This window comes from Leuconostoc miyukkimchii (genome assembly GCF_019656055.1).
In the GTDB taxonomy this organism is placed as follows: Bacteria; Bacillota; Bacilli; order Lactobacillales; family Lactobacillaceae; genus Leuconostoc; species Leuconostoc miyukkimchii.
Genome location: NZ_BPKY01000003.1, coordinates 73,070 through 87,274, shown reverse-complemented (window position 1 = coordinate 87,274; position 14,205 = coordinate 73,070). Strand labels below are relative to the sequence as shown.

Annotated in this window: 14 protein-coding genes and 1 riboswitch; of the genes, 10 read left to right on the top strand and 4 right to left on the bottom strand. The window is 36.8% G+C overall.

The features are described 5' to 3' along the window. Positions 1-64: 64 nt before the first annotated feature. Positions 65-196, bottom strand: coding sequence for a hypothetical protein (locus tag K5Q13_RS09640; protein WP_281420496.1), 132 nt, complete (start codon positions 194-196; stop codon positions 65-67). A 138-nt stretch (positions 197-334) separates the two neighbouring features. Between K5Q13_RS09640 and K5Q13_RS03745 the strand changes: the two genes are divergently transcribed. From K5Q13_RS03745 to K5Q13_RS03735, 3 genes are all read left to right on the top strand, one after another. After that, positions 335-1,069, top strand: coding sequence for an amino acid ABC transporter ATP-binding protein (locus tag K5Q13_RS03745; protein WP_220740079.1), 735 nt, complete (start codon positions 335-337; stop codon positions 1,067-1,069). 49 nt (positions 1,070-1,118) lie between these two features. Next, on the top strand, positions 1,119-1,802 hold the full coding sequence (rpiA, locus tag K5Q13_RS03740; protein ID WP_220740077.1) for a ribose-5-phosphate isomerase RpiA: 684 nt from the start codon (positions 1,119-1,121) through the stop codon (positions 1,800-1,802). Positions 1,803-1,912: 110 nt separating this feature from the next. Continuing rightward, positions 1,913-2,350 (top strand): universal stress protein, encoded by a 438-nt coding sequence (locus K5Q13_RS03735; protein ID WP_220740075.1) that lies wholly within the window; start codon positions 1,913-1,915, stop codon positions 2,348-2,350. An 86-nt stretch (positions 2,351-2,436) separates the two neighbouring features. Here the strand turns inward: K5Q13_RS03735 and K5Q13_RS03730 are convergent, their stop codons facing one another. From K5Q13_RS03730 to K5Q13_RS03720, 3 genes are read right to left on the bottom strand one after another with little or no spacing between them, the layout of a single operon-like run. Next, positions 2,437-3,237 carry a peptidylprolyl isomerase gene (locus tag K5Q13_RS03730; RefSeq protein ID WP_220740073.1) on the bottom strand — a complete coding sequence of 267 codons (801 nt, stop codon included), beginning with the start codon at positions 3,235-3,237 and terminating at the stop codon, positions 2,437-2,439. Positions 3,238-3,249: 12 nt separating this feature from the next. Next, positions 3,250-3,771 carry an SAM-dependent methyltransferase gene (locus K5Q13_RS03725; protein ID WP_220740070.1) on the bottom strand — a complete coding sequence of 174 codons (522 nt, stop codon included), beginning with the start codon at positions 3,769-3,771 and terminating at the stop codon, positions 3,250-3,252. Continuing rightward, entirely contained in the window at positions 3,768-4,397 is a 630-nt protein-coding gene (locus K5Q13_RS03720; RefSeq protein WP_220740068.1) for a phosphatase PAP2 family protein, read from the bottom strand. Before K5Q13_RS03720 ends, K5Q13_RS03725 begins: the two co-directional genes overlap by 4 nt. A gap of 350 nt (positions 4,398-4,747) precedes the next feature. Between K5Q13_RS03720 and leuS the strand changes: the two genes are divergently transcribed. The 7 genes from leuS (at position 4,748) to guaB (ending at position 14,194) form a co-directional block, all read left to right on the top strand. After that, complete coding sequence (gene leuS / locus K5Q13_RS03715; protein WP_220740067.1) at positions 4,748-7,159, top strand: leucine--tRNA ligase; 2,412 nt, start codon at positions 4,748-4,750, stop codon at positions 7,157-7,159. 71 nt (positions 7,160-7,230) lie between these two features. Continuing rightward, the gene (locus K5Q13_RS03710; RefSeq protein ID WP_220740065.1) at positions 7,231-9,183 is read left to right on the top strand and encodes a putative polysaccharide biosynthesis protein; all 1,953 of its coding nucleotides are present in this window, start codon (positions 7,231-7,233) and stop codon (positions 9,181-9,183) included. Between the two features lie 120 nt (positions 9,184-9,303). After that, positions 9,304-10,149: a hydrolase gene (locus K5Q13_RS03705; protein ID WP_220740063.1), complete on the top strand. Its 846-nt coding sequence runs from the start codon at positions 9,304-9,306 to the stop codon at positions 10,147-10,149. Positions 10,150-10,153: 4 nt separating this feature from the next. Next, complete coding sequence (locus K5Q13_RS03700; RefSeq protein ID WP_220740061.1) at positions 10,154-11,071, top strand: hypothetical protein; 918 nt, start codon at positions 10,154-10,156, stop codon at positions 11,069-11,071. A 47-nt stretch (positions 11,072-11,118) separates the two neighbouring features. After that, the gene (locus tag K5Q13_RS03695) at positions 11,119-11,667 is read left to right on the top strand and encodes a LemA family protein (protein ID WP_220740058.1); all 549 of its coding nucleotides are present in this window, start codon (positions 11,119-11,121) and stop codon (positions 11,665-11,667) included. Continuing rightward, positions 11,667-12,569, top strand: coding sequence for a zinc metalloprotease HtpX (gene htpX, locus K5Q13_RS03690; RefSeq protein ID WP_220740056.1), 903 nt, complete (start codon positions 11,667-11,669; stop codon positions 12,567-12,569). The genes K5Q13_RS03695 and htpX overlap by 1 nt, the downstream gene beginning before the upstream one ends. A 165-nt stretch (positions 12,570-12,734) precedes the next feature. Further along, positions 12,735-12,831, top strand: a riboswitch (purine riboswitch). Between the two features lie 190 nt (positions 12,832-13,021). Continuing rightward, positions 13,022-14,194 (top strand): IMP dehydrogenase, encoded by a 1,173-nt coding sequence (guaB, locus tag K5Q13_RS03685; protein ID WP_220740054.1) that lies wholly within the window; start codon positions 13,022-13,024, stop codon positions 14,192-14,194. Positions 14,195-14,205 lie beyond the last annotated feature (11 nt).

The following is a 14,205-nucleotide window of genomic DNA, read 5'->3' as shown; positions in this document are numbered from 1 at the left end:
AACGTGTTTTTTTATTTTTCACAATAAAATAAAGGCAGTGCATACTAAACTTTATGCACTGCCTTTATTTATTTTCTTTATTATTTTTTGATTCACGACCTAATGATGAGTCATCAACTTTTTGTTCATCAGGAAAGGAAATGAGGCTATCCAATGAATTTTGAAGTTGGTCTTCACGCTTAACTATTTTTGCCATATTTTTACCTCCGTTCCTGATAGTATAACTTATTTTATATGCAATTATATGCAATTATTCAAAATATATTTGTATAATATGTGCATATATAGTGAAATCGTGTATACTTGTATTTAGATATAAAAAGGGAGAGAAACCATGACTGAATTATTAAATATAATTGATTTAAAAAAACAATACGGTGATAAATTAATTTTTGATCATATAAATACAAATGTACAACAAGGCGAAGTAATTGCAATATTAGGACCATCAGGTGCCGGAAAATCAACCTTTTTACGTGCGATTAACTTATTAGATGCACCAACGAGTGGTCAAGTTATATTTGAGGGCAACGAACTGACCAACCTTGGAGAAAAAGAATTAGATATTTTACGTGAGAAAATTGGTATGGTTTTTCAAAGTTTTAATTTATTTCCAAACTTATCGGTTATTGAAAATATTAAATTAGCACCAACAAAGGTCAAAAACTTATCAGAAACAGAAGCAACGCAATTAGCAGAAAAATTATTATCACAAGTTGGTTTATCTGATAAAGCTGATGTTTATCCTGCGAGTTTATCTGGCGGTCAACAGCAAAGAGTCGCCATTGCACGCGCTTTAGCAATGTCTCCTGATGTTTTATTGTTTGATGAGCCTACCAGTGCATTAGATCCAGAGATGGTTGGTGAAGTGTTGACTGTTATGAAACAGTTAGCTGAGCAGGGTATGACGATGTTAGTTGTGACCCATGAAATGGGATTTGCACGTGAAGTGGCTGACACGATTTGGTTTATGGCTGATGGTGGTATACAAGAGACCACGAAGCCGGAAACATTTTTTGATGCACCGAAAACTGAACGCGCAAAAGAGTTTTTACAAAAAATATTGTAATTTCTAAAATCTGAGCAAATTGTTCGGATTTTTTTGTTATGATAAACATATGGATAATAATTTAGAAAAACTGAATGCTGCTATTGCCGCTACAAAACTTATTCAAGATGGCATGATTGTTGGTTTGGGGACAGGATCTACAGTGGCATTTTTTTTAGAAGCACTCGCAGAGCGCATACGCCAAGAAAAATTGCATATTATTGGGGTCACCACTTCGTCTAAAACTGAATTGTCTGCACGACAACTGGGCATTGATATGATGGATATTGATGATGTACCAGTGATTGATATAACCGTTGATGGTGCGGATGAAGTTGACCACAATATGAATGGCATTAAAGGTGGTGGTGCAGCATTTTTAATGGAAAAAATTGTTGCTAAAAATTCTAAGCGCGTTGTTTGGATTGTGGACAGTCAAAAAATACATGATAATTTAGGTTCGATGCCTTTGCCTGTTGAAGTCGTACCATTTGGCAGTGGTAAATTAATTGCAGAATTCAAGCGGAGTCATTTGTACCCGACCCTGCGTAAAGATAATGGCGTACCCGTAATAACAGATATGGGCCACTATATCGTTGATTTAGCGTTGAAACGCATTGACCAGCCCTACGAATTGGAAAAGTATTTAGATGGTCAAATTGGAGTCGTAGAACATGGTTTATTCTTGGATGTTGCTGATGAAATAATCATTGGCACTATAGATGGTGTTAGGCGACTAATATCTGAGGCGTGAAAACAAATTTATAAGCGCTTACATTTCTAATTGATAAGCGTTATAATGAATTTGTAAGAATAAATGTGAAGGAGCATGTCGCGCAACAGTGCGTAGCATAATAATTACTTATGGCATACAATAATATTTTAATAGCAGTTGATGGATCCGAAGTATCAACTTTGCTGATCAAAAAAGTGCATGAATTTGCGCCTGAGGCACATGTCGATATCTTGATTGTAGTGGATACAAGTGGCGGATATTTCGGTACAGTTGTTATGAATGCTGATATCGTCTATCAGATGGAACAAGATGCTGAAGTAGCAATTAACAAAATGTATGATTATGCCAAGTCTATTGGACATGCAAATACAGATATTCATGTGCGTTTTGGTACGCCAAAGCAAGTTATTGCACGTGATTTTCCAAGAGATCATAAAAATGATTTGATAGTTGTTGGTGAAACCGGACTTAGTCGTTTGCAGCGTGCTATGGCTGGTACGATACCATCGTTTGTGACGCAAACTTCAGCTATTGATGTACTGATTATGCGTACAAGTAACAAATAAAAAAAGCGGGTAGATCACTAATTAAGATGATCTACCCGCTTTTTGAGTTGATAGCTATGAAATTGATTTACGGACAAAATTTTAACTTATTGCGCTTCTTTTAATATCTTAATTTGGTTAATCTTCACTGGTGTAACAGGTGTTGATCCTTCACCACCAGATTTAACTTTACCAGCTGCGATTTTATCCACGACATCCATTCCAGAAATGACTTGGCCAAATACGGAATAGCTACCATCAAGCGAAGGATTGCCACCTTTTTTATAGGCATCTACAATTTTTGTTGGATAATTGTTTTTATCAAGTTCCTTTGTTTTGTCATCGGAATTTTGATTGATAAAGAATTGTGAACCATTTGTATCAGGACCAGAATTTGCCATTGATAGTGAACCACGAATGTTATAAAGTGAGGGGCTAATTTCGTTTTTAAAGCCGTTACCACTGTCAATATTCTTATTTTTACCATACCAAATTGAATGACCGCCTGTTCCGTTTCCTTTAGGATCACCACCTTGAATCATAAATCCTGCGATAATACGATGGAATATTGTTTTATCATAATAACCATTCTTAGCATGTGTTAGAAAATTTTCAACTGTCAAAGGGGCATATTGATTGAATAATTTTACAACCACAGTACCAGCTGTTGTTGTGATTTCTACTTCACTTTCATTTTTGGCAATGTTATTATCTAATTGTGGTAAGGCAACTTGATCTAATTGTGGATCTTTTTTGACTTGAGATGAAGTTTCAGTATTTGATGAGGCAGATGTATTGTCCTGATTATCCGTTGTTTTGTTTGGTAATAAAACAATAGTGGCAAAAATTAAGGCAACTAGAGCTGTAGTTGCTGCAGCTAATATGATATATTTCTTTTCTTTATTCATGAGAATGCTTCCTTATATTCGCTCAATGACAAAAGCTTGTACGGTTTGTGTCGTGTAAGCTGCTTGATTGAAATCGCCAATCATCAGATTATTAGTATAATTTCGCCAATCACTTGGTAACGTATCAAACTTAACAATTAACAAACCGCCGTGTGTTAAACGTGGTAAAACAATATCAAGTTGCTTGGTGTAGTTTATTGGCACGTCATGATTATTTTGTGCATCACTTGAATAGTCAAATAGTGCGATACGGGCCTGTTTTTGACGATCTAGTTCAGTATTAAACTGGTCGTCAATACGTTTTCCAAGAATACTCACACGGTCTGAAAGGCCACTCATGAAAAGCGAGGTAGCCGTTGCATTTGCATTATCTTTAGTAGCTGCATAGCTTAAAACATGACCAGTACTGCCAACTCGAGTAGCTAAAAATCTTGTATTCGTGCCATTAGCTGTTGTGCCATCAATTACTGTGTCACCAACATGCACGGATTGTTCAATTAATTGATGTACGAAAGTTTGAGTTGTAGGAATCATTGATTAGAACCTCCAATATGAAATATATATTGTGACGTCATGAGTAAGCCGTATCCAAGTGATAATCCTGCTAAAATGTCGCTTGGGTAATGAACGTTCACATAGATGCGACTGAGTGGGATAAGGATAATTAGAACTGAAAGTGTCAAAAGAATAATATACTTTAGCCAATTATTGTGTAAATAGGCATGTACAATAATGATGAGCGAACCGTATAATAAAATGGCTATCATAGTATGACCTGATGGAAAACTATAGCCTGATTCAGTCACTAATTGTGGCAAAGGACGCGGATTTTGAACGATGCGTTTGATGACTTGTGTCACAATACCAGCAAATAATACAACATTTACTAATAAAAAATAAAGTAAGCGATACTGGCGATGATAAATAAAAATAAGCGCTAAAATTATCGTTAAAATTGATATAAATGTGACATTCCCAAGTTGCGTAGCGTTGATAAAAATGTTGTCTGCAATTGATGAACGATGCTGAATCATTTGTTGACCAATGGTGTTTAAATGTTCTACCCATTGTGCTTGAACTATTACACCAAAAAAAAGTACAAAAAACAAAATAAATGCTGAAATAGTTGAAAAAAGTTGTATTTTCTGTTTAATAATCATAGTATATAGTATACCCGATTTAGATGAAACGTGATATAATTAGGACAATATATTTGGCAGTAGTACATTTCGAGAGGCAGATAGAAAGTAAACGGGTGTTGTGAGTTTACCAATCAACAGATGGAACTTGGCCAGATAATTTGAAAATGAAACACGAGTAGTTGTCGCGTTAAGACATTTGAGACGTATTAATACGTGAACATAGGTGGTACCGCGATAATTCGCCCTGTGTCATACTTTTTAGTGTGATATAGGGGGGATTTTTTAGTTATAAGTGTAACAAATTAACCTAGGAGGAATTGCAGTAATAATCGTCTTGATGAGATGACTTTGGCTGCAAGAAAAATAATATGCCATACGAACATCAAAAAATTGAACAGAAGTGGCAAAAGTATTGGGATGATAATCAAACTTTTGCAACAAATGACGACACCAGCAAACCAAAATATTATGCTGTTGATATGTTTCCTTACCCATCAGGTCAGGGACTTCATGTGGGACATCCGGAAGGTTACACAGCAACAGATATTATGAGTCGTTTCAAACGTTCAAATGGCTACAATGTTTTACACCCTATGGGTTGGGATGCTTTTGGCCTGCCAGCTGAACAGTATGCCATGAAAACTGGACATAATCCGGCAGATTTTACGAATCAAAACGTTGATCATTTCCGCGAACAAATTAAATCATTAGGACTTTCGTATGATTGGAATCGTGAAATTAATACTACTGATCCAAAGTACTACAAGTGGACACAGTGGATTTTTGAAAAGTTGTATGAAAAAGGTCTTGCGTATGAATCAAATATGATGGTCAATTGGGATCCAATTGATCGCGTTGTTTTGGCAAATGAAGAAGTAATTGACGGTAAATCAGAACGTTCTGGTAACAAAGTAGAACGCAAAGCCTTACGTCAATGGGTTTTGAAAATTACTGCTTATGCGGATCGTTTAGTAGATGATTTGGATGATTTGGATTGGCCTGAAGCTATTAAAGAACAACAACGTAACTGGATTGGTCGCTCAAAGGGGGCTGCAGTAGTTTTTAATATCGCAGAATCAGATGAAAAAGTTGAGGTTTATACAACACGCCCTGACACTTTATTTGGTGCATCGTATATGGTATTGGCACCAGAACATAAATTAGTAGATGCAATCGTGACAGATGAACAAAAACAGGCTGTGTTAGATTATCGAACAACCATTTCATCTAAATCCGATTTAGAGCGCACAGATTTAAATAAAGATAAAACAGGTGTATTTACAGGCGCATATGGCATTAATCCAATTAATGGTGATAAACTACCAATTTGGATTGCTGATTATGTGTTGGCATCATATGGTACAGGCGCAATTATGGCTGTTCCTGCTCACGATGATCGTGACTTTGAATTTGCTAAGAAGTTTGGATTAAGCATTAAACCAGTTATCTCAGGTGGTGACGTGACTGAAGCACCATACACAGGTGATGGGTTGCACATTAACTCTGATTTTTTGAATGGTCTTGATAAAGCAACAGCCATTGATAAAACAATTGCATGGCTTGAGGCGAATCAATCTGGACACGCGCAAACTAATTTCCGATTGCGAGATTGGATATTTTCACGTCAACGCTATTGGGGTGAACCTATTCCAGTGATTCACTGGGAAGATGGGACAACAACATTGGTTCCCGAAAATGAATTACCATTACTTCTACCACATGCCACTGAATTAAGGCCATCAGGTAGTGGCGAGTCACCGTTAGCTAATTTGACTGATTGGTTAGAAGTTACGCGTGAAGATGGTGTTAAGGGACGTCGTGAGACTAATACAATGCCTCAGTGGGCTGGGTCATCTTGGTATTTCTTGCGTTACATTGACCCACACAATGAGGAACAGTTAGCTGATCCTGATAAATTAAAGTATTGGATGAATGTTGATCTCTACGTTGGCGGCGCAGAACATGCTGTGTTACACTTATTGTACGCGCGTTTTTGGCACAAATTCTTATACGATTTAGGTGTTGTGTCAACGAAAGAACCATTTCAAAAACTAGTAAATCAGGGCATGATTTTAGGTGCAAACCATGAAAAAATGTCAAAGTCAAAGGGTAATGTTGTTAATCCTGATGATATTGTTGCAGAATTTGGTGCTGATACATTACGTGTGTATGAAATGTTCATGGGTCCATTGACACAGAGCAAACCATGGTCTGAAGAAGGCATTACAGGGTCAAGACGGTGGTTGGATCGTGTGTGGCGTTTACTAATTGATGATGAAGGAAAGCTTCGTGATCATGTCACAACATATAATCCAGGCAATTTGGACAAAATCTATAACCAAACTGTTAAAAAAGTTACCGAAGATTTGGAAAATATGCGCTTTAATACAGCGATTTCTCAAATGATGGTGTTTGTTAACGAGGCATATAAATCTGAAGCACTACCAATTGATTACATGATTGGCTTTATACAGTTGCTTGCACCATTTGCCCCTCATATAGCAGAAGAACTTTGGGTTCGTCTAGGGCAAGATGCGTCAATATCATATGTAACATGGCCTTCATATGATGCAACACAATTAGTGGATGATACTGTTGAAATTATTTTCCAAGTGAATGGTAAAGTTCGTGGGAAAGCAACTGTTACACGTGATGTCGATAAAGACAGCATGATTGCACTAGCAAAAGAAGATGATAACGTTCAGAATTTTATAACAGGTAAAACAGTTCGTAAAATTATTGCTGTGCCAGGCAAATTTGTTAACATTGTCGTTGGATAAATAAAAGTTAATCTCAGAAATAAAATGCTGGTTGTCATGGCCAGCGTACATAATTCAAGAGGAGTATACAAATGACGGATGAACAGCGTCCAGATGATCTTAAAATGCGAGGAAAGCACGTTGATAAAATAAATGTTGACGGTAAAATATTAAGCGCAGACGAAATATTAGCACGTGCACGTCAACGCGTACAAAAAAATGCCCATCCAGAACTAAATAGAAAATCTCAAAAAAATACTTCTCGAGAACTAACAGACGCAGAAATTGAAGCGATTAAAATAAAAAATGAGCAGTCACGTCAACAAATTGTTAAAAAGAAACCACAGCTCATACAATCAAAAAAGTCGACTTCGTTTGTTAAGGCAGATGAAGTTGTTGGGTTATCTGCCAAACAGGATATAAAAAATAACAATCAAGCAACATTGGTCAAAGGATCTGCATGGTTATCTGCAGGAAACATGTTATCACGTATTTTGGGTGCGGTTTATATTGTGCCATGGATGGCTTTATTGGGTTCGAATTCTAATCGGGCGAATGGCTTGTTCGCACAAGGATATACAATTTATGCAATATTTTTGGCAATTGCGACTTTTGGCATACCTGCTGCAATTTCCAAGTTAGTAGCGGAATTTAATGCACGTAATAATGTATACCAATCTCGACAATTAACGCGGCAATCATTAATACTTGGTGTGGTACTTGGTGTCATATTTGGGACAGCAATCTATGTACTAGCGCCTTGGTTGTCCAGGGGGGATGCAAATTTCATTCCAGTTTTACATTCATTAGCACCGGCAGTAGCAATTTTCCCGTTGATGTCCATGCTGCGTGGTATCTTTCAAGGTTACCAGCTCATGAGCATTTCAGCATTGTCACAAGTCGTTGAGCAAATTGCACGTGTGATTTATATGTTAGTTACGGCGGTAGCGATTTTACGTGTTAATCCCGGTAACTGGAGTGGTGTTGTTGTCCAGTCTACGTTTGCTGCATTTATTGGCGCGTTGTTTAGTATGTTGGTACTTGCTTGGGGTTGGGTAAAATATCACCATATTTTAGTTAAACCAGTACGACAAGATATTCAACATGAGAAAGAAACAACATTAGGACTAATCTTTAATATTTTGAAAGAGTCATGGCCATTTATTATTATTGGATCAGCCATCACACTGTTTCAATTAGTTGATCAGTATACTTATTTTGATGTCATGAGTCATTTTTTTGCAAGTACGAATACAGTATTACAAACGAAGTTTGCTTTGTTTAGTGCTAATCCCAATAAGTTAATTATGATTATTGTGCCTTTTTCAACTAGTATTGCTGCTACAGCTTTACCAATGTTATCTGGTAGTAAGGCAACGTTAACTCGAGAGGATATTCAAGATCAGCTAAAACAAGTTATTAAGCTTTTTGCGTTGATTATGTTCCCAAGTGTTTTGGGGATGTTTGCGATTGCAGCACCACTGTACAAAATGTTTTATCCAATTGATGTTTCTAACCAGGAAGGGATACAGTTGTTGCAATATTCAGCAATACTAGCTATTGCATTTAGTTTGTTTATGTTATTAGCATTTGTGTTGCAAGCACTATCTGAAGTATCCATTGTAATTAGAGCCTTTACATTTGGTTTGTTAGTTAAGCTTGCGCTACAAATCCCACTTATTCGTTATTTTGAGGGTATGGGTGCGTTAATGGCTAGTATGGTTGGTATGGTAATTGCAATTGCTTACATGTTAGATTACTTAAACGCTGTCTATGATGTATCACTCAATTCTGTTGGCAGAGAGCTCTGGCAACTGTTTATCGGTGCGGTAATAATGGCGATTGTATCGTACTTGTCAGTATTTATTATGAGTAATTTTGTGTTTACGATGGATACAAAGGTTTCTGTTACTATCACTGCCTTAGTGAGTGCTGGAATTGGTGGTGCTATTGTAATTATATTGTACTTACGGATGGGATTTGGCGACGATTTGTTGGGTAGTAGAATTAATCGCGTACCCGCTATTTTACGTCCAAAACGATGACGATGTCATCGTTTTTTTGTTTTAAAAAGTAGATAAAAAACACTTAACAGGCTATTTTTAGTTGTTTAGTTGGTGTATGCTAAACTAAAAATAAGTTTTGCACGAGATGGAGGCATAAAAATGACAATCCAAGACACACAAACTAGACTGCAGCCAGAGCTTATTACCCAAATAGAACATAAAATTTTTTATTTGCAAAAACTAGAGTCAGCTATTAAAGATAATCGTATTGCGCAAGTTTATCAGTTATTGGATTTGAAAAAAAATCATCAAGATATTGACAAAAAAGATGAAGTTAATGTTGCAGAAAATTTGTCAACAATGCTGATAGACATTAAAGAAAAAATAGCAACGTTTCTGGCGCCTGAGTTGGTAAATTATTTTGCAGAAACATTTAATTTTTTGACTTTGGAAAAGATTATTGATGATCCGATTCACTATGATGTTTACTTGGGTGACTGGTGGGATCACCGTAAGATAGGAATATTAAATGTTTTATCGGTATCTATAGTAATTAATGATGTGATAATTTCTGAGATTATTGCAACGGCAAAACTATCTGAAGGTGAAACACTGAATACTAATCAAATTCAGGAAACAAATAAAATAATTAGTGGTTTAGAAGCGTTTTTATTTGATAACACTAAACGGTCACTGGAGCTACAGGTGATAGAGGATCAATTATCGGAAATAACGAGTAGTAAATCAGGTTTGTTTGGTCGTAGCGACAAGACAACGCGAGAAGCATTAGAAAAAAAACAGGAACTGTTAATAGCGACGCAAAAACGAATACCAGAAGTACAGCAAAAGCTTACTAAGCAAAAAAACGAACTGTTAATACTTGAAAAAGATGATGCATTACGCCAATTAGAATTGCAAGCAATTTTAAAACATTATGAAAATGTACCGGTGTTTGTGACAGCATTAAATAATATATATGATTCGTACGTCATACAATTAGGTTGAAAAAATGCATGATTTTAAAACACAGCTATATAGCAAACAATTAAAAAGTGATTTGAAGCTGTTCAATCGTTGGCAGATTCTAATTGATGCTTTAAGTGTGACTGATAATATGTCAGAATTACTGGAAATTTTACAAAAAATCTTGGTATTTGACATGCATGAAGCTGAAATGATACGTCTTGTCAATGATTATTGGTTTCCAACAACACATTGGGTAACTGTTGCATTTGCAAAATGTGCTAACGTTGCATCATTATCACAAACTGAAATTGTATTACCTCAGGCACAAAAGGTTGCTGAATTACATTTTTCTGAGTGGCCGAATGCAACATTTCGTTTTATGAAAGCCCCGCTTGCAGCAGGTGGGTATTATTTAGAAGAAACATCACAAAATCTAAGAGTATTATATTGGGACATGAATCGCAAACGTTTCTATCTGGATACACAGCAATTCTCTAAATTGGTGCAAACACAAGCCATACAATTGGCTGGCTTAGATGCCTTATCAATCTTTCAAAAGCGCTTGTCAGCAATTGGGGCGCAATTAGTTGAAGAAGAATATGATGTTGTTTTACCAGGGATTGATGGACAAAAGCAGTCAAATTTGTTGATGACTGAGAAAAAAATACCTATAGAGATTTTGGACAGTCTATTTGTCGTTGCTGCAAAACAACAATTTATTCTAAAACGCATGCAAGATGAGCATAATGGCGTAGAAATTACAATTGGTGATGTGTCGTTAAAATTGATACAACGCGATACAAACGGTGGCTATGAACAATGGACTTATGATATCATAGATAGTAATAAGGAAGTGACTATCTATACTTTGTTGCAGCAATTACCGTTCTTTTATCATTGGTACACGAACCATTTAAAGGTAGTGGGATTGAAGGATAAGCGAGAAGTGTTTGTAGATTAATGAATTATTCAAAGCAATAAAGTGTATAAAAAGAAAGAGGTAAATATATGACACTGATAGTTATTATTGGCGTAATCGTATTAATTGCAATTATTTGGGTCGGCATATACAACAGTTTGGTCAAGTATCGCATGCAAACACAGGAGTCTTGGAGTCAAATTGATGTGCAACTCAAGCGTCGAAATGATTTAATCCCAAACTTAGTTAACACTGTTAAAGGTTATGCTGATTTTGAAAAGACAACGTTACAAGCGGTTACAGACGCACGTGCCAACGTTAATAATGCACAAGGACCAGCAGCAACAATGGCTGCGTCTGATCAATTGACTGGTGCATTAACACATTTGTTTGCCGTGGCAGAAGCCTATCCTGATTTGAAAGCAAGTGCAAACTTTACAAAACTACAAGAAGAGTTGACAAATACTGAGAATAAAATTGCTTATTCACGTCAACTATTCAATACGACAACGGCAAACTACAACGCAAAGTTGCAATCTTTTCCTAGTAATATCGTTGCAGGTATTCACCATTTTGAGCCAAGTGAATTTATTGCTGTACCAGAAAATGAAAAAGAAGTACCAACGGTTAAATTTTAATGTTATATGAGCAGATACAATCAAATAAGCGACGAACCATTGTGCTATTGGTTGGTTTTCTCATTTTAGTGGGCGTTGTTGGTGCTGCGGTCGGCTATTTATTACTTGATTCCTTAGAAACAGGTGTTATAGGCGCATTGCTTATTGGTGCTGTTTATACTGTCATCATGATTAGTAACTCGACTAACGTTGTTATGGCAATGAATCACGGTCAAGAAATAACACAAGCAGATCAAGCGCCTGAGTTATGGCATACGGTTGAAGATATGGCAATGGTAGCACAGTTGCCAATGCCTCGCGTGTTTATTATTCAAGATGACAGTCCTAATGCTTTTGCAACGGGAAATAGTCCCAAGAATGCCGCTGTTGCCGCGACGACAGGATTGTTATCGGTTATGGATCGTAATGAGCTTGAAGGTGTTATTGGACACGAAATGAGTCATGTTCGTAATTACGATATTCGCATATCAACAATTGCATTAGCTTTAGCAGCAGCAATTACATTACTCACTAATCTAGGTAGTCACTGGTGGATTTTTGGCAGTGGCGGACGTAGCCGTGATAACCGTGATAACAATAACGGTGGTGGTAATGGCCTGCAAGTATTGTTACTTGTGTTTTCAATCCTCGTGATGGTCTTAGCGCCGTTGGTTGCTGGTATGATACAGATGGCGATATCGCGGAATCGTGAATATTTGGCAGATGCGGGAAGTGTTGAACTGACACGAAATCCCCAAGAGTTGATATCTGCATTACGGAAATTAGGTGCGGCAAAACCAATGCAAGATGTTGATTCTTCATCTGCTGCATTATATATTAGTAATCCATTAAAAAACAAAAAGCATCTCTTTGATACACATCCACCTATTGAAGAGCGTATTGCTCGTTTAGAAAAAATGTAAAACAAAAAACAGACAATGGTTATTGTCTGTTTTTTATTTTAAAAAATTGGTGTTGGTTAGCTTTTTTTTAGTATCCTTGGCATTGTAGTATATTAACAATTATAATCCAATGTTACACGAATTGAGGGTTGATTTTTCTCATAAAAACCGGTAAAGTAATACCAACAACTAAATCATTTGTTTGCAGATATATCGCTGGAAAATGGCCAGCAGTTTCTACCACGTACCAAATCTCGTGACTATTCGCAAATGTCAAGCAACGTTAATGATGTTGCCTAAACATTTGTGGATCTGTGTATCCCAAGTGTTTTTTTGTAGTTAAGTTTCAATTTTAATAACAATTATCTTTCGGCGGATCAGTTAACAATGGTGTTGACAAAAAGGCCAAGCAGACAAAAAAGTGAAAAATAATGATCTATGCATATTTTTCACGTTAAAAATCGGAGGATCTCATGCAAAAATTTTTCTTAGATGATGAAAAACCTAAGTTCAGCTCACGCAACAAGTTTGCAAAAATGGGTTTAACGTTTGATGACATAAAGTTGGTTTATGACCAAGATACAACGGTTAAGGCCGCAGATGCGTTTATTGGTACCAAACTCACGCCAACATTGACATTGAAGATACCGTTAATTTCAGCAGCAATGGATACAGTGACGGAATCACGTTTGGCAATAGAATTGGCTAAGCTTGGTGGTTTGGGTGTTATTCATAAAAATATGACGATTGCTGAACAAGCAGATGAAGTGAAACTAGTCAAAAGTGCTACTTTTGATAGCGCACAGTATCCAAATGCGGCTGTTGATGCGCAAGGTGCGTTAATCGTTGCAGGCGCCGTTGGTGTCACTTCGGATACAGTAAAACGCGTTGAAGCGATGGTGGCTGTTGGTGTAGACGCAATCGTATTAGATTCAGCACATGGGCATTCAGAAGGTGTTTTACGTAAAGTGTCAGAAGTCCGAGATGCTTTCCCAGAGGTCAATATTATTGCTGGTAATATTGCAACAACAGAAGGTGCATCAGCTCTATATGATGCGGGCGCTGATGTGGTCAAAATTGGTATTGGACCAGGCTCTATTTGTACAACACGTGTTGTAGCGGGTATTGGTGTGCCGCAAATATCAGCTGTGCGTGATGCTGCTGAAGAAGCAACTAGGCGTGGAAAATCTATTATTGCTGATGGCGGTGCTAAAACATCTGAAGATATTGTTAAAGCACTTGCAGCTGGTGGCAATGCGGTCATGTTGGGCTCAATGTTTTCAGGTACTGAGGAAACACCAGGTGTCGTATTTGAAGATAATGGTAAAAAGTATAAGACATATCGTGGCATGGGTTCAATCGCTGCAATGGAAGCTGGTTCTAAAGATCGCTATTTCCAAGGCGAAGTCAACGAAGCAAGAAAAATGGTGCCAGAGGGTATTGAAGCACGTGTTCAATACAAAGGATCATTGGCTGATATTGTATCAACAATCACAACAAATATTCGCGAAGAAATGTCAAACATGGGCACAAAAACAATTGCTGATTTGAAGTCACAAAATCATTTTGTTCGTGACATTGATGGTATTGATTATGAGGCAGAATTGTCAAATATTAAAACAGTAGTTAAAATTCCAACGTTTTAAAGATTAATTTG